The organism is Mycobacterium sp. TH-M25 (genome assembly GCF_057473665.1).
In genome coordinates this window covers 1-20,979 of the sequence record NZ_JBYCLA010000382.1, presented here as the reverse complement: position 1 = coordinate 20,979, position 20,979 = coordinate 1, and the positions used below count along the sequence as shown (strand labels likewise).

15 protein-coding genes, 1 tRNA gene and 1 pseudogene are annotated in these 20,979 nt (G+C 63.8%); 5 read left to right on the top strand and 12 right to left on the bottom strand.

Annotated elements, in window-relative coordinates; all coding sequences use genetic code 11:
• The coding region (locus AC2VOU_RS12845; RefSeq protein ID WP_486957721.1) for a transposase at window positions 1-634 on the top strand (634 nt) is incomplete at its 5' end.
• A 261-nt stretch (window positions 635-895) separates the two neighbouring features.
• On the opposite strand, the gene AC2VOU_RS12840 is transcribed toward AC2VOU_RS12845, so the two are convergent.
• The 5 genes from AC2VOU_RS12840 to AC2VOU_RS12820 form a co-directional block, all read right to left on the bottom strand.
• Window positions 896-2,143, bottom strand: a complete 1,248-nt coding sequence (locus AC2VOU_RS12840; protein ID WP_486957722.1) for a DNA cytosine methyltransferase — start codon at window positions 2,141-2,143, stop codon at window positions 896-898.
• A 276-nt stretch (window positions 2,144-2,419) separates the two neighbouring features.
• Window positions 2,420-7,684: an FtsK/SpoIIIE domain-containing protein gene (locus AC2VOU_RS12835; protein WP_486957720.1), complete on the bottom strand. Its 5,265-nt coding sequence runs from the start codon at window positions 7,682-7,684 to the stop codon at window positions 2,420-2,422.
• A complete protein-coding gene (locus AC2VOU_RS12830; RefSeq protein ID WP_486957719.1) occupies window positions 7,665-9,026 on the bottom strand; it encodes a hypothetical protein in 1,362 nt (453 codons plus the stop codon). The genes AC2VOU_RS12835 and AC2VOU_RS12830 overlap by 20 nt, the downstream gene beginning before the upstream one ends.
• Window positions 9,027-9,391: 365 nt before the next feature.
• Window positions 9,392-11,080 (bottom strand): hypothetical protein, encoded by a 1,689-nt coding sequence (locus tag AC2VOU_RS12825; protein ID WP_486957718.1) that lies wholly within the window; start codon window positions 11,078-11,080, stop codon window positions 9,392-9,394.
• 137 nt (window positions 11,081-11,217) lie between these two features.
• Entirely contained in the window at window positions 11,218-12,246 is a 1,029-nt protein-coding gene (locus AC2VOU_RS12820) for a helix-turn-helix domain-containing protein (protein WP_486957717.1), read from the bottom strand.
• Between the two features lie 389 nt (window positions 12,247-12,635).
• On the opposite strand from AC2VOU_RS12820, the gene AC2VOU_RS12815 reads away from it, so the two are divergent.
• Window positions 12,636-14,081, top strand: coding sequence for a hypothetical protein (locus tag AC2VOU_RS12815; protein WP_486957716.1), 1,446 nt, complete (start codon window positions 12,636-12,638; stop codon window positions 14,079-14,081).
• Between the two features lie 170 nt (window positions 14,082-14,251).
• Window positions 14,252-14,653 (top strand): very short patch repair endonuclease, encoded by a 402-nt coding sequence (locus AC2VOU_RS12810; protein WP_486957715.1) that lies wholly within the window; start codon window positions 14,252-14,254, stop codon window positions 14,651-14,653.
• Window positions 14,654-14,789: 136 nt separating this feature from the next.
• Here AC2VOU_RS12810 and AC2VOU_RS12805 read toward each other — a convergent pair whose 3' ends face one another.
• The 5 genes from AC2VOU_RS12805 to AC2VOU_RS12785 form a co-directional block, all read right to left on the bottom strand.
• A complete protein-coding gene (locus AC2VOU_RS12805) occupies window positions 14,790-16,016 on the bottom strand; it encodes an STAS-like domain-containing protein (RefSeq protein WP_486957714.1) in 1,227 nt (408 codons plus the stop codon).
• 449 nt (window positions 16,017-16,465) lie between these two features.
• Window positions 16,466-16,675, bottom strand: coding sequence for a hypothetical protein (locus AC2VOU_RS12800; RefSeq protein ID WP_486957723.1), 210 nt, complete (start codon window positions 16,673-16,675; stop codon window positions 16,466-16,468).
• Window positions 16,579-16,791 carry a helix-turn-helix domain-containing protein gene (locus tag AC2VOU_RS12795; RefSeq protein ID WP_486957713.1) on the bottom strand — a complete coding sequence of 71 codons (213 nt, stop codon included), beginning with the start codon at window positions 16,789-16,791 and terminating at the stop codon, window positions 16,579-16,581. Before AC2VOU_RS12795 ends, AC2VOU_RS12800 begins: the two co-directional genes overlap by 97 nt.
• On the bottom strand, window positions 16,736-17,536 hold the full coding sequence (locus AC2VOU_RS12790) for an SNF2-related protein (RefSeq protein WP_486957712.1): 801 nt from the start codon (window positions 17,534-17,536) through the stop codon (window positions 16,736-16,738). Before AC2VOU_RS12790 ends, AC2VOU_RS12795 begins: the two co-directional genes overlap by 56 nt.
• On the bottom strand, window positions 17,527-17,949 hold the full coding sequence (locus AC2VOU_RS12785; RefSeq protein ID WP_486957711.1) for a hypothetical protein: 423 nt from the start codon (window positions 17,947-17,949) through the stop codon (window positions 17,527-17,529). The genes AC2VOU_RS12790 and AC2VOU_RS12785 overlap by 10 nt, the downstream gene beginning before the upstream one ends.
• A gap of 172 nt (window positions 17,950-18,121) precedes the next feature.
• On the opposite strand from AC2VOU_RS12785, the gene AC2VOU_RS12780 reads away from it, so the two are divergent.
• Complete coding sequence (locus AC2VOU_RS12780; RefSeq protein ID WP_486957710.1) at window positions 18,122-18,673, top strand: hypothetical protein; 552 nt, start codon at window positions 18,122-18,124, stop codon at window positions 18,671-18,673.
• A gap of 1,098 nt (window positions 18,674-19,771) precedes the next feature.
• Here the strand turns inward: AC2VOU_RS12780 and AC2VOU_RS12775 are convergent.
• Window positions 19,772-20,134 carry a hypothetical protein gene (locus AC2VOU_RS12775; RefSeq protein ID WP_486957709.1) on the bottom strand — a complete coding sequence of 121 codons (363 nt, stop codon included), beginning with the start codon at window positions 20,132-20,134 and terminating at the stop codon, window positions 19,772-19,774.
• Here AC2VOU_RS12775 and AC2VOU_RS12770 point away from each other — a divergent pair.
• A pseudogene (locus AC2VOU_RS12770) lies at window positions 20,031-20,684 on the top strand (site-specific integrase); the annotation flags it as partial. The gene AC2VOU_RS12775 and the pseudogene AC2VOU_RS12770 overlap by 104 nt on opposite strands.
• A gap of 208 nt (window positions 20,685-20,892) precedes the next feature.
• Here AC2VOU_RS12770 and AC2VOU_RS12765 read toward each other — a convergent pair.
• Window positions 20,893-20,965 (bottom strand) — tRNA-Ala (locus AC2VOU_RS12765).
• Window positions 20,966-20,979: the final 14 nt, after the last annotated feature.

The window sequence follows — 20,979 nt, the reverse complement described above, 5'->3', positions numbered from 1 at the left end:
GTGTCCGCTGCTGGTGATCAGCGACGGCGCGCCGGGGTTGATCGGCGCGGTGGAGCAAACCATGGGCGGCGCGTTGCGGCAGCGGTGTCTTATTCATCGCGCCAGAAACATCCTGGCCAAAGTGCCCAAGAACGCGCAGGCCGAGGTGAAGGCCGACTACTGGGCGATCTTCGACGTGCCCGAGGGCATCGAGCCTGGCCGCGACGCGCTCACCTACGTGCACAACAAGATCGATGCCTTCGGAAAACGTTGGCGTGATTCGTATCCGGCAGCGGTGCGGTGCCTGCTTGATGACCGTGACTCACTGACGGTCTACCTGCGCTTCCCACGGGAGCACTGGCCTCGGGCGCGGCATTCGAACTTCATCGAGCGGACCTTCGGGGAGACCCGCCGCCGGGTCAAGGTGATCGGCCGGCTGCCCGGTGAGCACTCCTGCCTCAAACTGGTGTGGGCCGTACTCGACCGCGCCTCCACCGGATGGCGCGGGTTCACCATGACACCCGCCGGGCTGCGACTACTGCAAGATCTGCGAAGGTCAATGCACAACCCACCGGCCCGACTGCCGCAACAGGATTCGCAATTACATGCCGAAACCGAAGTGGCGCCCATCGATGCTGTCGGCGCCATCGCATAACATCACAAACGTAAGCGAGCGGAATCTATGTCCGAGCTTTTACACCGCTCCTGGGACGCCACCGCCAAATCGCACGAATTACATCCTCGCAAACCAGGCTTGGAAGTCTCCGGAAAACCGTGGGAACCTCACCCGGCACCGCAACAGTGGCTCACCCCTCAGCGGAACAGTGGCTCACCCAACCCCGGAACAATGGCCTCCACCAGCCGTAATATCCAGCAGGCCCTACTGGTACCACGCCCCTCGATGCAACTGATTGAGTTAGAGGAGTACGAGCAGCTGCTTGGCGATCGCAGCGGCCAAGGGCGGTGGTACAGCGTTGGCCACCTGCAATGGTTGCGCCGAACGCGGACCGCAGAATATATACGAGTCCTCAAATCCCTGTATCCTGGCTGCTTCACGGACACTGATAGTGCGGTCGAGCGTCGGATGCACGGGCAGGGCCCTATGGCCGGCAACGATTGTGCGGGCGAGGTCTTTGTGAAGTCTCCGGTATGAGATGGGGCCTGTGCCTGGCTCGATGAGGGAGATTTTCCTTAGGACTCTGCTGCAGTGAGTCATTGTGCTCGCGTTCGACAAGATGCGGCCGCCCACATCTCGGTATTCGGCGAGCTCTCCGCATCCGAACAGGGGTAGATCGGCGAGGGCTTCAAGAACAGTTGGCGTCTGCGGTAACCCGCACTGTCCGGATTGAAGGGCACACCTCGCGCCTGCCCAACTCGGGCAGTGCGTGGGTTCCGGCTGGCTGGGCGCTTCTCCCCGGGAGGCGAGTTGTGCTAGGAACACGATGCGGTGCCTGAGTTGGGGCACACCGAAGTCGCATGCGCGCAGGAGGTATTCCGCGGCCGCGTAGCGTTTGCTGTAAAGCTCTTCCATAACTGCCGTCGTGAACCGGACTCCGCTCACACCCCGCATGCCCGGCACGTTCTCGATCGCCACGAAGCGTGCCTTCAACTCGCTGGCTAGCCTAGTAACTTCGAAGAACAGCGCGTTCTGCTCATCGCCAGGTTCGCGCTTGCCGGCGGCGCTGTAGCCTTGACACGGCGGGCCAGCTATCACAGCGGTAGGTTTGTTTGCCGTAGGAACGAACGCGCGCACCATCCGGCCGCTGACTGTCGTCGCATCGGCCTCGAGAACCACTGTCCCTGGATGGTTCAGACGATACGTTTGGGCAGCACGCATGTCGGACTCGATTGCTAACGCGATCCAAAAACCTTGTGCTGCAAAGCCAGTACCGAGACCACCGGCCCCGGCGAACAATTCCACTGCAACGGGTCGGGCGTCTTGCCGGTCGCGCGACCGCCCAGTCTTGCAGAAGGAGATCAACACACAGTCTGCACATGAAGGTTTGGTCGCGCGGCATACCCGTCGGCCGTGGTGAACAAGGTTGACCTGCAAGCGCCGACGGTTAGGATCCTCCAATACATTGTCGTGTGCTTCTATTTTTCGTTGGGCACTGGATTTTTCGGCGATGAGTCCCAGCCGCGATAACACCCGTCTCGCGTGCATCGCCGACCTTTGCTCGGTCGCGACGGACCCGGCCACCGGGCCGGCTTTTGCTTGGCCAGATCCCGACATCCCCTGGTTCGCCTCACTCGGCTCCTGGCGTCTGTAAGTCAGCTCCAGGAGTTCGTCCATGCGGACTAGAACTGCTCGCTTTTCGCCGGACGTCAGCGGGCGGTCCACTATCGGGGGTATGGAGTTACAAACCATGTCACCGCCGATCCTGACATGTCCCTATGACACTCCGTGGTCTCCTAAAGAGGGACACGCCGCACATGAAGATCAACTGCCCTGCCAGCGCCCGATCTCGGCGACCGCATCTCGCGGGGTACACAGGAAACCCTGTAGATGCTCCAGGCGTCCGGCGTAGTCGAACAGGAGATCACCTTTGTCTCGGAGAGACTCTGCGCCCCCACGCCCGAGAATGGTGATCGAGTCCTGAGGCCACAGCATCCTCAGCGCGACGCGAGCCGTGAGGTTGGCTTTAATGTCGCCCGTGATGATCTGGACGCTCGGACGCTGGGTGGCCAGCACAAGGTAGATGCCTAGTGCTCGAGTCATTTGTGCAAAGCGTTTGACGTTCTGCATGAAGGTCGTTCGTGCATCTCTTTGCAGCGCGTCAACTAGGTCTGCAAACTCGTCGATGATGATTACCATCTGCTGCAGTTCCTCGGGCGTGCCGGCCTCCTCGTAGAACTCAAGCGCGCTTGTCACGCGGGCGGCTCTCAACGTAGCGCGCCTCCGGTCGAGTTCTCGCGTCAATGTGTTTGTCAGCTGTCCCACCATCTCGAGCGGGTCAGTAATAATGCGGCCCTCGACAAGGTGCATCGCTCCTTCGAATGGCTCATAGTTAACGGTTTGGGGGTCACAGATGAGGAGTTGTAGCCCGACTGGGTTTCGCGTCCGGACGAGACTAGAAACAAGTGCTCTCAAGAGAACGCTCTTTCCGCTGCCGGTGGCGCCGGCCACCAGCAGGTGCGGCAGCCTAGCGAGATCAGCGATACGGACTTCGCCACTCGGGGCGACACCCAGCAGGAAATTGAGGGCGCCGGGTTCCGCCTCGCCATCCAGCATGGAGGCGTAGTCGCTATACGAGACTGTCTCGCGCTCGGCTCGCGGAACGTCAACCGTCACGTAGTACGGCTCTTGATCGATCAGCAAGCCCTCGGCCACTCCAACCTCACGGCCAAGGTCCAGTGCCCGCGACTGTAAACCGGCAAGCGTCTGGCGTCCGAGGAGCCGCGTGCGCAGTCGGATAATGCTCGGCCCTATCTCTGCGCGAGCGGGATCGAACGGCTCAACATTAAGGCCGTACTTTGCCGTAGCCTCGGTGAGTTCCGACGCGACCCTCAGCGTCTCAGAATCTGTCTCAGGGTTCGGCCGCTCGGCCCCAACGCCGACTGCCGAGCCTGCAGGCGATCGTTCCTCTGGGCTTGTCGGTGTCGACGGTGAAGCGGGTGTGGAGCCGTCCCGAACACCTTCAGGCCCGGTTGGTCCGCCGGTCGTTGCACTGCCGCCGGAACCGTCAGGCTCTTCAGGAGGTGCCGTGGATGGAATCTGCGCACGCTGGAAGTTTGCTGGTTTCGGAAGACGTGTACCGGATGCGAGCGCCTCAAGCACCGGTCGGCCGAGCCTCAACCAACTTAGGGGTTGACCAGTCCCCGGCAAAGGTTGGCGGTGGGCGGCGAATCCACTGTCTGCTTCGACGGAGATGAACTCTCCGTGAAAGCGGCGAGCCTCAACGTCGAAAGAAAAGTCCAGTTCGAACTCCCCCCGAGACACCCGCTCGAGCACTCCCTCGACCACACCCGTGATCCCATCCGGCGTCGCTTTTTGAATCGGCCTGAAGGCGCGGCCGCGCGCGAGGCCACCGCGAATGAGCTCTGCAAGGTCGCGTGCCCGGAAGAGTCGCGATGGGCCGTCGGTGTTGAAAATCGATGACAGCCAGCCGCGCGCGGCTTCCAGTTGTGGCCGAGCGAGCGCTGGCAGGTCGGGGTCGCTGACACTTCGGTACTTCACTTCAAGCAGCCGCCCGCTGATCTTGACTGGACCGTTCGCGAGCGACGTGGTCAATATCAGTAGGTCGTCGCAGTGCTTCCCGAGCGGCCTAGTCCGGCCATCTGAGGGCAGCGCGTCGAGGACCTCGTCGAGGGCGAGCATGACGGCGATGGAGTCTTCATCCGCGTCGAACGCACCGTCGAGCTCTTCTACGGCTGCGATCCCGGCGACAATGCCGACCCGTTCCCGGATGCGCAGGGCGTCTGCTCCGAGCAAGTCGAGCGCCCATTTCCCGTTGACGCTGTTCAGTAGCCCCAAGATGCGGTCCAGGGCGGCTGGTAACGGATTGCCAATTTCGTGCATGACCTTACGTAATGCAAGGTGGTACGGGTCGACACGCTCGGTCGCGGTGATCGCGTCAAGTCCTGCTTGCCCAGGTTCTGCTCGGTCCTCGTAATCGATCAGATACCGCTGATGTTCGCCGGTGGACCCGGGAGCGAAGGCTTCGAGTCCAAGAAGTCGGTCTAGATGCACGACCCATACGCTGCGCGCGTAGATCTCTGTGAGGAAACCCGTGGACACTCTTGTGCTTGGCATTTTTGTTCGGTTGGGAACAATCAAGTCCCGGGGCATGCCACCCACCACTTCGAGGGTTGCGCGAACAAGGCCTTCGAGCGAGTCAGCTGGCCCCTGCCTTTGGCCGGGGAAGGTACCCCAGGCGAACTGCTTCTCATTCGCCATCGATATCGTCTGACGGCCAGGTGCCGCCGCGAGGCCGTTGACATACAGGGTGGAGGCGCGGGTAGAGCAGTCAATCACCGCAGCCTGTCGGCGCAGTGGGCTCCGAAAGATGAACGTTAGGTGGGCAAATTCTGGCTGCTGCTCACCCGGGTTTGTGACTGTGAGCGACACGCGGTCACGAAGGACGGCGTCCACGATGTCCTCGGTCGCGGACATCGCACGTTCGAGCCTCTCTGGGCTGGTGGCGGTTACGGCAGTCACGTCCAGGCGCGGAAGGTTCGTGATGGTACCAGCCGCCGCCGGGCGAGCCAGAGGCCCATAGAACCTGCGCAGCGCCGCGAGCACCGCTGCGCCATCCCCAGGTTCGACAAATGACACCGAAAGTACCTGTCTTTCATCACGGTAATCTTTGAAGACCTCGAGGAAGTGATTCAGCCGCCGGGTGATGTAACCGGCATCTGACTCCGTTCCAGCTCCTGCAGACCGAACCTGCCTATAGCGGCGCCAGAGGAGAGGGGCGTCGCCTGTCGGCTCATACCAGATGTCGGCGACGGCGAACGTTGGGAGCAGGTGCCGAACGGAACACGAACTCAGGTCGGCGTGCAATACCCCATCGGCCCGTGGAAGCCACGACATGACCTCTTGATCAAGGCGCTGCAGGAACGCAACAGTCACCGGATTCGTCGGAGCTAGGAGAACGTCGCCGCTGTCCACGTCTGTGATTGCGTCACATAGTATGAGTCGCTCGTACTCGGCACGGAAGGGTCCGTCTGCCGCCGCACGCTCCAGCAATTGCCCGTACGCCGCGACGTATCGCGATGCCTCGGCGCGGCCGACGCCAGCCGCGATGGCATGGACACTGCCGTGGGGTGCGAGCGCGGCGAACATGTCGTGCCTCGCGCTCCAGAACGCTGTTACCTCGGCCTTGCCCAGATCGACGAGCGAAAGGCGCTCGAAAAGCGGGTCTGGTTCGAGGCGCACCGTGCCCTCTTGACGCCTGGCGGTGTATCCCGTTGCGTCCGGCTGCGCGAGAACCTGTCCCTCGAGATCGAGCCCATCGACGGTGGCTCCGCCGACCATCAGCCGTTGCGTGACAAGCCTCGGCAGTGCACCGCCCACGCCGATGTAACCGCGGCCGTCGGCGACGCCGAAAGTTACAGTGCCGAGGTCGTCCCCTAGCCGCCGCCTCGCAACTTCGAGCTTTGCGTGAGGAACGCTTGGAAATAATTCCGCCATCTCCAGCCGCCGTGGCTCTGCCTCTGAACCGCCGGCGCTAGCGGATGGTTCAGTATCAGCGTTTTCGCCGTCGTCGTCCGGCTGCCCGTCCGCTTCGCCGTCGCCTTCCTCCCCTGGCTCACTCGCGGCTTCGCCCCCCTGCTCGTCCGACGGCCCACCTGGCTCGCCGGTATCGAGCAGGAAAATGTGATGTGATTCGTTGCCGTAAGTGGCGTTGTACTCGATTGACTCGCCCGACACCACTTGCCCGTGAGGTTCAATGATCGGCGCGGACACGATTGTGCCGCTGCTGTCGACTGCCACGACCTGTGGTTCGCCCTCGTAACGGAAGCACTCAGCTTCCACATCGATGTCGAGGGACGTTTCGGCCGGGAACCACGAGCCATCACCCGTGAACACGGCCAGCGGCAGAGCGTCGCCCTGCCCCATGACAATTGTGCCGAACACCCATTCCGCCGTTGCGTCGCAATCGACACGCAGCTCGCGACGTCCGGGATCGATCGTGGCATCCGACGGCTCGGCGTTGCCCCATGCAACCGTCGCGTGGTCAGTCCGCCCGGGCGTGCCTTTTAGGAGAACCGCGAAGGTGCCACCGCGCGGAAGCCACACTGCCATCCCGTCGCGCCCGGCGACCGCGACCGCCCCGCGGACACGCACCGGTCTTGCAATGGCAAGCCGGTCTCTCGGCGAAGCTAGCGGCAGATGGTCCAGTGTGAATGCGCTGTAGTCGAGGCCGAATGCCGTCGCGGCGGACAGGATTACCTGGCGTCCCGGTTCGGTGGAATCGCCGTACACGGCCGTCAGGCGCTCAGCCAAGTCTTCGCCAGGCGCGCTCCACTTATCGAGGCGCTCCCGCCAGGAGGCCCCGCGGCGAAGCCGTTGAGGGTTGTCTGCTGTTAGTTGCGGGTCCGACAAGTAGCACCCGAGTCGCCACAGCCTGGCACCCAGATCGCTATCAGAAGTGCTCTCGCGCAGGACTTGCAGAAGCGCGCCCAGGTGCTCGGCGTCGTGCGCGAGCCTGTCCCGACTGACTACGTCATCTTTGACAGCCGTCGATGCGGGCGGAGGAGCGGCCAACGCATCGACTGCCCGTGTGATGAGCTCGCCCCACGAGAGTTGTTTGAGGGTGCGGCAGTCTGTCGCGGCGGTCAGCACCGTGTCGACTGGCTCCGGATCGAGCACGAGGAAGAGGACAGGACGCCCATCTGCTGAAGAACGGATTTCGTCACGGAGCTTCGCTGCGAATCCTGCAGAGCCACAGTTGGGCTTCTGCGTAGCGGTGGGTGCGCTTTCGCTGCGGGTCACGAGATACGGGACGAGTACGGCGCCCGCGGTCGGAATGCCTAGCAGACCGACGCTCCCGTCTGGGATGCTGACCTCTACGGCGGGAGTAGGGTCAAACTCCACTTCCATCGCCGAAAAGATGTCGGTCGGCTCGAGACCCCGCCACCTCGGCAGGTACATCCGCCGCATCGTCGCGGTGCCGGCCGCGACGTCCCGAAGTGCAGCAACTACAAGCCTCGCCGCCTCGGCGATTTCGCGTGCAACCACGTCAGTGGGGGTAGTGGACATAAGTGGACTCTCCAGCGTCGGAATATCGGACAAGCAAGCCCAAGCGCTCCAGCGCATCGGCGAGCCTGTCCTGTTCGCTTGGGCTCTGCGGCGCGAGCCCGTATTCGCGGAGCGCGAGCAGGAAGTCGGCGATGGGTACGGCGTCATCGCGGCAAACGAGGCGGACGAGCATCTGCAGCAACCGTTCGTCGATCTCGTAGTAGCCCAGGGTGCCGTTGCGGCTCACTAGTGAGCCTGGCCCCGTGTTGTTTACGAACATGAGCTGGTTAAGGATGTCCCTGCTTTGGTGGCGTAGATCGCGTCGGCGCTGCCGGAGGACGTCTTCACGTAGTGCGTGCAGCCCCGGACGCAGCGGACCGATCCGCGCGACTTCTGAGAGCTCGTAGCGCGGGGCGGCAGGCCCTCGGTGCGCCGAGTGATGGACGATGGCGATTGCCGCACATGCCGCGTCGAACTCTTTCCGGAATCCGGCGTCCGCTTGCAGCTGCGATATCAGCGGCGCGATATCGTGGATGGGTGTTGGCTCCGCATCGCGGAGGCCGAACCACGCGAGCGACGCGAGGTTCAGCGTAATCAGCGTCGCTGGAAGGGCGAGCAACTTCTGTTGGTCGAGGTCCGCGTAGCTGGCCCTCGCTCCGTCGCGCAGCCGGATCGGCTCGTATTGCCCCGTGCGTGTGCGGAACAGGATCGCTCCCGCCATAGGGCACTCGCGTAGTGAAGCGGGGCTGCAGCCGGCCTTATGGGCATCGCAGCCAACGACATCGGGCACTGACCGACCAGCTGCGGCAGCGATCGCGGCGTCGAGTTGCGCTCCCTTGACGTGCGCCGCCCGGTACATCCAGAGCGCCACATGCAGGCTGATCAGTAGCGTCAACCACCCGATCTTGTCGGGCCGCGGAAGATCAGTGCATAGCACGGTATCCAAGTCTTCCCGGAACCGCATCAGTGCAGGGGCGCAGAATGGGCCTGCGCTAGACATGTCATCGCGAATGCTTTTGCCGTATCGCTCTACCAACAGTTCCGGCTCAGGGATCAACTCCGGCTGACTGGCTTCAGCTCGCGCAACTTTCAGCAATAGATCGTCCAGGAAGGTCAGCTCGCTTTCCCCCTCAACAACGGAAAGCACGCGCTTCATCAAGTCGCCGTCGATGTCGTCCTTGTCTTCGTCCCATAGAAGGAATGGGAGGAGCGCACCGCTGAACATCCGGTACCGAGCCGCCTTCCCGGTCCGGGTGCTATGGGCATAGTTGGCGGGCAGTACCGCCTGGAGCGGTAGAAGGACGCGGGCCAGCTTTCGGCTATAAAAGCGGTCCACAGCCGCGTCGGCTACCGCATCGCGCACCTCACCTGGTGGTAGCGGCAGCTCAGCACGGAACCTGGCCTCAAGCTCTGAGTCAAGTGGTGGTACGTCGAACAGATCGGGAGTAGGACGCGCAGCGGCTTCCTGGTAGATGCGCCACAGCAGCTTGTCGCGATCGTCGGCACGCGGAACCGTCGGCAGGAATCCTGCTATTCCAAATAGGTCTCGGCGCTCGCCCACCAGTCGCGGAAGCTTGATTTTGTGTCCCGCAACTAGGAGATCCGTCGAGGTGCTGGCCGGCTCCCCGACACTCCACTCGATCTCAACGCCGGTCGCCGCAGCGACTTCGGCAAGAGCTGCCCTCACGTCACCAGCGAGAGGGGGCGGCGGTGTCCTCCCGGCAGCCATCACAGCACCTCATTACTGCGCAGCGTCCCGCCGCGGCCGTAGGGTGCGATCCGGAACTTGCGGCCGCTGCCGCGGCGGCGCACCAGTAACGGCAGCTTGCGATTCTGGCCGGCCAGCTGACCCACCGACTCCATCGCACGCCGCAACCCGAGGAACCGTTCCTTGTCCACTGATGACGGGATGGTCCCTCCTGCGGCGCGCCCCAGCAGGTCCCAAAGCGGAAGGCTTATGTCAAAAGGTTGAATGGCGCCACCGTCGCCCTGTTGCATGCTGAGCTCCATCGCAATGGCAAGTGGGCGGTAGCCGACGACGTTGGCCCCGACGGGATTAGCGGCGATGACCGGGTCTCCGCCCTCAGGTACCCACAGCATGCTGTCTTGCACAAGGTCGGCCCGCACGAAGACGTCTGTTTTCCTGGTTACGCCACCACCGTCGTCCGTCGGGTAGAAGGTTTCGGGCCCCGAAACGACCCCGAAGCCATTCGCGAGACCCTCCGCGACATACTCGACTGCATCGACCAGTTCCTGCGGCGTTGTCGCGCCTCTCGTTAGGTCGCGCTGAGCTGACAATGCAGCGTCGAATGCATCCGGAATATTTGCACGGGGCTGCACTCGACCACCCAGCCACGCAGCCCGGGCTAGCTGGCGACCCCTAATCACCACCCTGCCTTCTCGGACTGCTGCAGCCGCATTCTCGACGGCCGGTCGGCTGCCCGCATCGCCGGCGAGGCTGTCGCGCAGGATGGACGCGTCAGCATGCGGGTCAAGGCCAGCCGAAGCGATGAGGTCGTGCACGTCGCTCGATGGCGCGAGACTCGGGTCCGTCGCAACGAGATCAGCGGCCAAACGAGTACCGGTGTCGAGAGCGTTTCCGGTCGCGAGTCCTCCGACCAGGGCGTCGACGTCAGACGCCTCAGCGATCTCGACGATGGCGTCACACGGGTCATCTCGGGTCACATCCAAACCGCCGAGGGCGAGTTGTGCGGCAAGGTCCCACAGCGCCCTGGGCGCCAGGTTTCTGCCGCGGCGCAGCGCCACGTCGCCTGCCGCACCGTTCAGAACTTCGCGCGCCGGAAGGTTGCTAATGACCTGGGCGTTCGCGCGGGGATAACACCAGTCGACGACCTTGCAGGACCCGCATCGCTCCGACCCTTCCAGCACGCCACCAATCCGGTCTGGGTCAAGGCGCTGAAGTATGAGGTCGAAGATGTCGCCCTCCTCTCCCGCGGTAGGGCGGTTGTCCAGGTTGAGCACCAACACCGCGTCGCTGAGCCACGACGGCGGGTCCGGCACCCGGCGCGACAGCGGGACGCGGAGCCGCTCCTTCATATACTGCTCGAGTGCTGTGAAGCGATCGGTATGCCCGGGCGCAGCGACGTCCCTGAAAAACTTCAGCACCATCCCGGTGTTCATCGCGATGAGTCGCGTCGGCCCACCAGGCCGGTCGTTCCCATCCGCGAAGGGCGAGAAGAAGGCCGCCAGGCGATCTGCCTGCTCCTCGTTAGGTGCCTCCGCATGCGTCGCATCCGCGATGCATTCGCCGAAGCTTTGCCCAGACTCTTCGAGTACATAACGGATGATCGCTGACTTGCCGCCGCCAGCCGAACCCGCGATGACGACTAAGTCGGGCGCATCGTCGCCGACGACAGCATCCAGCAGACGACGCTCGAGCGCTCCGGGTTGGTACATCCGGTGCTGCGTTGGAGAAAGCGCTCTTCCCACGACCGACTCTCCGGCCGGCGCAAGCAGGTCGCGGAGTCGGGCGAGAGGGCTTGGCAAGGCCCTGTCGAATGGTTGGGCGCTCGTGACAGTAACTTTTCCGCTTGTCATTGGTGCGACCCCGTCATTCCCGGTATATACAGCAAACCTTCCTCGGTGAGCCGTCGAAGTGCCAGCCAGCCTGGAACATTGAGTTCCTTGGCTACCGCCATGACCACCATTGCCCAGGTGGGCAGCGCGCTTCCCATCGTGTCTGGAGGTTCGACTGCCCAGAAATCAGCATCTTCGTCGGACCGTGTAACTGCTGCTACAGCGTTCGCGTAGGCCACCCGGACAGCATCTTCGGGCGCAAGAAGGCGAACGGCCACGTCGTTGGCCATCAGCTCGTCCACGGATAGCTGGGGCGACTCGGTCATTCCGCGAGCTGGCGACGACACCATCGGCAGATATCCGCAGTGGTCGTGGCCTAGCAGTCGGTGTGCCACTGCATGCGCCAAGGCAAACTGGTAGACGGCGGTATTCAAGTCTTCGGGCAAGCCGATCACGATGGCCGCCGCGTCCTGGGGATGGGTAGGCACTCGCGGCTGGAAGGTGACCAGCGGCGTCTCGGGATTGAGATCCTTGGCGCGGACGAAGGTGCGTCGGCTGATGCGGCCGACTCTGAAAAGTACGCCCTCGGGAACCGGAGTCGGCACCTCACCGTTCAAGCGGGACCAGTACACCTGCTCGGCGAACATCGCGGCGTGAATCCGTCGGGTCTCTGCGACGGTCAGCGGAAGCCCTTTGCTACCGAGTGCGAGTCGGTACGGAAATAACGCACGCTCACCCGTTCTCGGCAGGATTCTCGCCGCACGGAACAGCCTTCCTTCGTCCGGTGGCTGTTCGAGGGCGGCCGCGATTTGCTCGATCGTGTCGCGTTTGAGCTGCTTGAAGGTGCCGTTTTCGTAGCGTGTAATTGTGCTCGGATCGCAGTCATCGAGTAGCCCAGCCAGCCGCGCAACCGAAAGCACGTCTTGTGGGCTGTCGCCAGGCTTGCGCAACGTGCCTTTGCTTGTGAGCTTCTGACGCAGGCTACGCATCTCCTTGCCGAACGCCTGCGTCACTACGACCGTATCGGCCGCACTTCGCGGGGCCATGACAGAGAGTTTCCGGGCACCGGAACACATCTGTCAACCCTCGATGCGTGTCGCGCACTGCGCGATGCGCAATGCGTTATCGCGGTTGATGCCCCAGCGATCCAAAGTGGTGTTACCGGCCCGCACTGGGCGGGCCGGATCGGCGGTGAGCCGAGACACAAGTAAGGAGGTGCGGCAATGTCCGCGCACAACAAGGTCAGGATACCTTTTATCCTCCCCCCGGCTGACGGTGAACTGCTGATGGTTGCGGTTACCTGCGCCAGCCGATCACGCGCCGAGTCCCAGGCTGAGGCTTGGAACACGGTTCTTGGAAGCGATGGCCATGTGGTCACCGTCGGAGCTCGCGATGATGACGGGCAGTGGCCTCTCGTTTGGACGGCGGTGAACCGATGACCGCCGCGACAGAATCCCGGCTGCAGCCGACCACCTCCGAGGGTGCGCAGATCATTCCCGGGCTGGGACTCCATATTGCAGATGTGGACATCCTCGATCCCGCGGTAGGCGCTGAGGCGCTCCACTGGACGACGGGGGTGCGCGGCGATCCTGTGTCTCAAGCTGATGCCGAAGGGTGTGATCTCACACACTTCGTCCGCGAAGCTGTCGCGCTGGGATCCCGCGTGCTTGCGGTGACGTCCGATGCCGTCGGACTGTCGTCGCTGAACACGACGGTCACAGCTCTCGCAGAGCGCGCCGAGACCGCCACGGCGGGTCTGATCTCGAAGGCACAAAGCGCGAGCACCAACGCTATCGAGGCGTCCGCGAAGGCCGCTGCTGAAGCGCGCGAGGGCACCGCTGAAGTGGTGGGCACCGCGCTCGAGCAGTTCCGCACCGAGTCGACCCGTGTTCTCGACACAGGCGTGAAGGCGGTTACCGATCAGCTTGATCGACTCGCTGCCGACGCAGGCCCCGTCGCGACGTCAATCAAAGAAGTGGTAAACCGGGCGATGAGCGATGCCCAGGAAAGCTGGCATCGCTCACTGACGGTCACGCTCACGCGTCTTACGAGGTCGTTGGACGCGACGGACCCCGGTACGCCGTTCGGCCAGCTCACTCGGCAGCTCGAGGATCAGCAGCAGCGGCAATTCGCCGAATTCTGGGCCGGGTTCGAGCGTCTCCACGAGACGGTGGCCGAAGCAACTGGGGCGGCGACAACCGCCGCCGCCGTCGCAGCCATTCAGGCTGCGTCGCCGGCGAAGGGCAGGCCCTTCGAGGAGGCGATCGGTGCAGTTGTGGAGGGTATCGCGTGCGGCATTGGCGCGTCGTACTCCGACACGTCGGGCGACATCGGCGAAGTCAGTGGGTCCAAAAAGGGCGACGGCGTCATTGAACTCGCGGCCGCTGATAGCAACGCGGATGCTACGCGCGTCGTCGTGGAGTACACGACGAGCGGGGCGGCGCGCAACTGGCCCAGCTACCTAGCCGATGCGGAGCGCAACCGTGCAGCGCAGGCGTCGCTGGGGATCGTGCCAAGCCGTGATCTGGTGCCCGGCAAGGAGATGATCGCGATCCTGGGGCCGGGGCGGATGGTCATCGCGCACGACGTTGATGACGACCCAGGCCTTGTGCGCGCCGCTGTGCAGCTCCTCGTCGTACAGGCTCAACGGCGGCTCGCCGAGGCGCGGGGCGGTGATCTCGGTGCTGCTGATCGCAAGATAGCCGAGGCGCGCCAACAGCTCGTCGCGATGCAGGCGGTCTTGAAGACCGCCCTGGCCGTCCGTGCCGGCGCAAACAAGGTCGTGACCGGCCTTGAGGGCCTGCACGCCACGATGGCGCAGTTGCTCGAGCAGGCGCAGGACGCGATCCGTGCGAGTTCGCCAGCGCCGGCCGACCGCTAACCGAGTGCGGGGGCGCCTTCCACCCCAGGCGCCCCCGCAACTACTCACATCACTCATGAAGACGTGAACCCAATGTGCCTGCCCGCTGCTGCAATGTTTGTCGTACCGTAACAATTGTGTCGGCCACGAAGGGCGGTGCAGCACCGATAGCTGAAGGACCGGTTGTACACGTGACAACGCTGGGGCGGTCCCGAAACATGGCAGCCATCCGCCGGAAGGACACCACGCCTGAAGTTTTACTGCGCTCGGCGTTGCATCGCACCGGTTATCGATTCCGTAAGGACTTCCCGATCCGGATCGAAAATCGACTCATCCGCCCTGACATCGCTTTCACCAAGAAGCGACTTGCGATTTTTATCGATGGTTGTTTCTGGCACTCCTGCCCCGAGCACGGCCGTCGGCCGAGCGTTAACGAACAGTATTGGTCACCAAAACTCCAGCGGAACGCTGAGCGTGATCGTCAGCAGACAGAGGTGCTGAGAACCGCGGGCTGGACAGTCCTACGATTTTGGGCGCATCAACCTTTGGAAGACGTACTGTGCTGTATCACGACGACTTTGGATCAAACGTAGGACCAGCCGATCTGCGGGCGCGCCTGGTGGAAACGCCCCCATCACAACATAGTCTCGCAGCTACACTACGCGGTCGCTCGGCGCGGTCATCGATGAAAGAGGATGTTGCCGCGGCTGCCCCTAGATCTGGAGGGGCTCATGACGACCCTGCGCCTGGCCCATCCAGCCGCAACGAGATTGCACGCTCGATGAGGCCGCGGTTTGTAACTGAAGCGTTGTCCACGAACACACGGCGACGGAACTCAAGTTCGCCCATGCCGCTGGCAAGCTTGGCAAGCACCTCGTCGGCGAAGCTCGATGAGACGACTCCGACACCCTTGAAATCGAGGACGACAAACTGTGCACCGGCGTTCAGATAGTTCTCCAAGCGAGTACGAATCTCGGACCCGAGTTTGCGGGAGCCCAGAGACTCTTCGATCTGGGTCACGGATACTCGGTGGACTCCTTCGTCGTCTTCAATGGTCTCCAGGAAGTCATTTATCGGCGAACTGCCGAGCGCTTCGTCAATGCGCACTTTCCGAGAGCAATCCAATTGCCAGTCGACCAAGGTGGACTGGTGGTTCTGTGCATCGGGCATCATACGGGAGTAGTTATTGGTCTTCCGGACTTCTCCGTTACGAAATGCCCACTGCCCTCTGCCGGAAGTCACGTTGAGAGCTCCTCCGTTGATCTCAATGGCTCGTCGCAGACCGTAGAGGCCATTGCCTTGATGGGCCCCACCTTTGCTTGTTGCACCTTGCTCAAGCGCGAACGCGATAGAAGCAGCGGGGTCGAGTAAGACTTCATGCGGCGCGGCCCCCCCGTCATAGAGGGATCGCTGAATCCCAATCCCGGTATCCGCCACAGCAATCACGCATCGCCGTTCGTTCTTGTGAAGTTGCATCATGACGTACCCTGAGCCTGCGTGGCTGTGGGCAAAGACGTTGTCCATCACTTCGTAGAGGCACCAATTGATTGAGTCAATCACGCCCTCCTCGCAGTGCACCTGATCGGTGAGCGCTTCCATATACATTTTGGTTAGCTTCTGCGCATCGGCCTCGGTGTCGTATCTCCAAACCGAGTGTGTCAGAGTGTCGCCGCCCCACCGGTCGTAGTTCTCGACAGTCAAAGGGTCATCGATGCGCTGCAGTCGAGAATCATCTGGCAGGCGGACGGTGATCCGCTGGTCGGCGGTCTCACGCAGGAAGGCCAGCGTCGCCGCGAACGGGACTGCCCCATTCGCAAATACCCGACCGATGTTGGATAGATCGAGAATCAACTCTCGGTCCGTGTGAGCCCGAGCAGTCTGAAGCAGTTGCGTGGCTCGGTTAGGTCCGTTCAGGTCACGGATCTCCCAGGTCCACGGCTCGTTCCAGCCTGCCACTGCCAGCCCTCCTCGGGTCGGTCACATGCCGTGTCCTGTCACACTAACTCGCGCTCAGAATGAACCCAAACCCCTGCCGGCCGGCGGACGAGCGGCAATGCGCCCTGGGTCGACACACTGCTGTCGGTCGAAACAGCCACTCCATCAAGGCTTCGATCCGGACCAAGAATTTATTACCCCGATGAGCCGACGGCTGCGCCGCCTGACTCGAGTCGACCTCATCCAGGTTGCTGTGGCGGTGCTGGTCCGAGGCTGTTGACCGGCGTTCACGATGAGCATGATGGCGGCGTTGGCGGTGAGGATGATTGGCGCGATTTCGTGTTCACGCTGACGCCGTGATGCTCGCGGTGACGCTGTCGGGCCAGCGGTGGTGTTCACGGTGCCGGCCGGAGGTGGACACGCGGGGTCGCCAGCCCGGCCGGATCGATCGGTCCGGGCGATGTCGCGATTCAGGTAGGTGCGGCCAGAGGCCGGCCGTGGACGTGCAGGCCGATCAGGGTCCAGAGGGGTTCGGTCAAGCCCAGGCGCTGACGAGCCGCGCAGGCGGCTGCGGCCAGGACGGTCAGCGCGCCGTGCAGCGGGTTAGTGGCGCGGGGCAGCCGGTTGAACGCATCGGGGTTGAGGCGGATGAGGGCCTGGCTGCCGCACCGCCATACCATTGCAGATGAGCGCTGAGGGTGGCGCGGCGCAGCCAGCGGCACACGGTCGACGGCGAGCGATCAAGCGTGGTGGCGATGCGGCGATGTCCGTGGCCGGCGGCCTTGTGGGCTGCCACCGAAGTGATCGGCACCGCGCAGCAGCCGCTGCGCCCGCACCTGCGGCAGCCACGCCATGCTCACGATCACCCGCGGATACAGCAGGAACGGGTTGGCGTGCAGTCCGTGGGTGCGGCGCACCTCGGCCATCAGCTCGCTGTTGACGATGGTGAACTGCAGGCCGAACTTGTCGCGCATCTCGTCTTGCCACTTCAACGACAGGCTGGGTGGGCACACGATCACCGCGGTACGCGCCCTGTGGCGGAGGAACAGCTCTTGGAGAACCATACCGGCCTCGATGGTCTTGCCCAAGCCCACGTCATCAGCCAGCAGCAGGTTCGCCCGCGGGCTGGCCAGAGCGCGCCGTAGCGGTTCAAGCTGGTAGGCCTCCACCGCGACACCCGACCAGAACGGCGCCTGGTAGCGGTTCGGGTCTGCCGAGGTCACCGCGCCCCAGCGCATGGCGTCGATGAACCCGGCGAGGGTGACCGGATCGTCGAACCCCTTCGGGTTGATCAGCTCGGGCAGCCCCTGCGCGGGAGTGACGGTGTGGCCGACCTCCAGCTCCCAGATCACCGACAGCTGCTGGCCGAGCCGGTCCTCGTCGAGGGATTGCAGGTCCACGACGTGGTTGAGCTGGGCGGTCGCTTCGTCGGCCGGGCTGCGCGGCAGGCCCTGCGCTTGCACATTGGCCACCGCCCAGGTGGAGCCGCGCACCTCGACCACCTGGCCGGGATCGGGCAGGGAAGGAACAGCTACGGGCACTGGGGATCCTCCGGTGGGCCGCTGGGGCGCACATCATCGAATTCGGCGCCGACAACGGCCCGCACCGCATCTTCTGACAGTCCGTAGACGTCCTCACACTTCTTGAACACCGCCGCGACAGCCTGGTTTCGCTGCGGCGTGTTGGGCAGGGAGTGGGCAGTGCGGTACTCGTGACGCAGGTGATACTCCTGCCCTGCGGACAGCGACTCCTCGGGCAGTGCCGCCGGCAACTCTCCGTCGACTAGACACTGGATAGCCGCGTGAGACAACCCGTACTTGCGTTCGGGTTCGGCACAAGCATTACGGACTGCCCACTCCCGGCAGTGATCGGCGATTGCGGTGCTTATTTTCCCGCGAATCGTGGCCCGATGAGTCGCGGAGAGTTGCCCGACCTCGACCTCGGCAGCCTTCATGTATCCGGACCATAGCCGGGCTTACCCACCGGTGCCAGCGTTTGACACGGCGGAAGCACGTGGACGGTCTGCCGCGGGTGTCATCGGCACCGAACTTCTCAGCGGTGTCCTCCCGCGCGAACTTGCTCGGCTGCGGATTGTCAGCGCCAGGTTCTTCCCATACGGTTTACCGGTGGCCGAATCCGATAGCCCGCAACTCGCCGAACTTGCCGGGCTGATCGCCGAACGCAATGCTGTCGATGATCGCATCGCTCGCCTGCTCGGCCGACCCGCGAACGTCGGCGCGATGGGCGAGTGGATAGCTGCCCGAATCTTCGACATCGAATTGGAGACGGCGGCGAACAACGCGGGCTTCGACGGACGGTTCGTCGGTGGTCCGTTTGCTGGAAAGACCGTGAACGTGAAGATGTACACCCGACAGGAGCGGGTACTCGACATCATTCCGCACGTACCGCTGGACTTCTATCTGGTGTTCACCGGACCGGCTGGGGCGCCCGCGTCGTCACGTGGCACCACCCGCCTATTCTGCATCGACCGGGTCTTCCTGTTCGACGCCCACGAGCTTCACGATGAGCTGCAACGCCAGGGTGTGAAGGTCGGCATCGCCACCAGCGTCCGCGCCGCTCAGTGGGATGCGAATGAGATCTTCCCACAACCGAGCAACCCGCTTTTGACCGTCACCGACGTGCAGTGTGCCCAGCTCCGGCGGTTCCGTTGTGGCTAACTTGGCGGGCCCCTACGGGTACGCGGCATGGCGCCGCCGGCTGCTGTCTCGGTTCGGCGAGAAGCCACACCGAACGCAATCACCCGACACGTCCCCGTCTTCCTCGGGTCGCCACCTAGGTGACCACCTAAGTGACGACCTAGGTGACCACCTAAGCCAGCTTCGGGTCGGTACCTGAGTCGCTATCGGGGGGCGGGCGGGCGCTGTCCTAGGCCCGCCCCGAGGCCGCCCCTAGGCGATAACGAATGGCGGTCGATACGGCCCGTCAACAAGCCCGCCAAGGGTCGAAGATGACGACGGCGGCAACCGGATACACACAAAACACGTGGTCGCCGTGATCCGGGACTATCTGTACGGCAATCTTTACAGTAGGGTCGGCGGGACCGTCGCTGGGCACCGCTGGCGGAACCCAGCTCCTGGCCGCGCCCCGATCTGTCGGCCGATCCCGCATCCTTCAACCCGACGCACCCGGATTCGGACATCGGACTGCCCTAGCCCCGCCCTAGCCCAGAGACATCACGTAGCAAACATCCACCGGCCTCAAACTGATAGCCAACGGTCCCGGCGCGGCGTCGCCCCGTTCCGCCCACAGCTCGGCTTCGCACGATACGGCGCAGGCCTGACTGCGATACGGTGGCTCCACTCTCGCCTGCCCCACGCACCGGATAGGCGATCCGATGTCAAGTGCCGGCCGGCGATACGGACGCCGCACGTCCTACGGTTCGTTCAACTCGCCCGACCGGGTCGTGTTCTGGCGACAAAAGCCAGCTTCACCATGGGCTTCTCCGCAAGCTGCCGACCGGCGCATCGTCACCGTTTCCCGCTCACGGACAGCGATGCGACAGCTGTTATGAGGCGCGGTACGAAGTTTGCTACGACAGGTGCTACGGGGTCAATCGGATTTCCATACGGATACTGCGGTGGTAGGGCGCTGACCCGAACCGGAAGGACGTAGCCCGCTACCGTGGAGAACATGGCCTACCGGGGCGTTCGGGGCGGCGTCGAGGACCGCTGGTACAAGCATGTCCGCCGCCCGGACGGCACCGTTACCCAGGAGCCCTCGCGTAGCCACGGCGTGAAGAGCAGATGGAAGGCCCGCTACGTCGACGCGGAGTGCACCGAACGGTACAAGGTGTTCGAAGTCAAGCGCGAGGCCGAGGCGTGGCTGCGCGACAGACTGGCCGAAGTCGCCGCCGGCACCCACATCGATCCGGCCAAGGGCAAAGTGACCGTCGAGGAGGCACATACTGCCTGGGCGGCCGCACAGGGCCACATCGCCAAGAAGACGGTGGCAACTCGGGCCACCGCGTGGACCAACCATGTCAGGCCGCACTGGGCCAAGATCCCGGTCGCGGAAGTGACGACGGGCGGCATCCGATCCTGGGTCGCGAAGCTGGTGAACGGCGGCACGGGAGTGCCGACCATCGAGAACGCCTTCCATGTGTTGCGCAGCGTGCTCAACACCGCAGCAGAGGACGGCCGTATCCCCCGCAACCCGGCGGCCGGGGTGAAGCTCCCGAAACGTCTGCACGCCGACCGCGGCTACCTCAGCCACGCCCAGGTGCTCGCTTTGGCCGGCGCGTGCGGCGACGACGGGATCGTGGTGAGGTTCCTCGCCTACACCGGGCTGCGGTGGGGCGAGATGGCCGCGCTGCGAGTCGGCGACTTCGACATGCTGCGGCGGCGGGTGTCGGTCAGCCGGTCAGTCACCGAGGTCAACGGGCTCGACTGGCGCCAGCCCAAGAACCACGAACGCCGCAGCGTGCCGTTCCCCGCATCGATCGCCGACGAACTGGCCGGGCGCATGGCCGGCAAGACCCGCGAGGATCTGGTCTTCACCGACACCCGCGGCAACGTGTTGCGCAACTCCAACTGGCGCAGCCGTGTGTTCTCCCCCGCTGTCACCGCCTGCCAGGAATCCGACGACACCTTCCCGACGATCACCCCGCACGATTTGCGGCACTGCGCGGCCAGTCTGGCGGTCAGCGCCGGAGCCAACGTCAAGGCCGTCCAACGCATGCTCGGCCACGCGAAAGCGTCGATGACGCTGGACGTCTACGCCGACCTGTTCGACACCGATCTGGACGCCGTCGCCGGCAGCCTGGACGCCGCCATCAAAGCCGCCGAGAAACCTCCTGCGGCATCTTTGCGGCACCCGGGCACCAGCGACCCGGCCCCCGCAAATGAAGAAACCCAGCCCCAGCTAGGGTTTTTCCCCGTGGAGCTAAGGGGATTCGAACCCCTGACCTACTCGATGCGAACGAGTCGCGCTACCAACTGCGCCATAGCCCCTGGCCGCTAGCAGG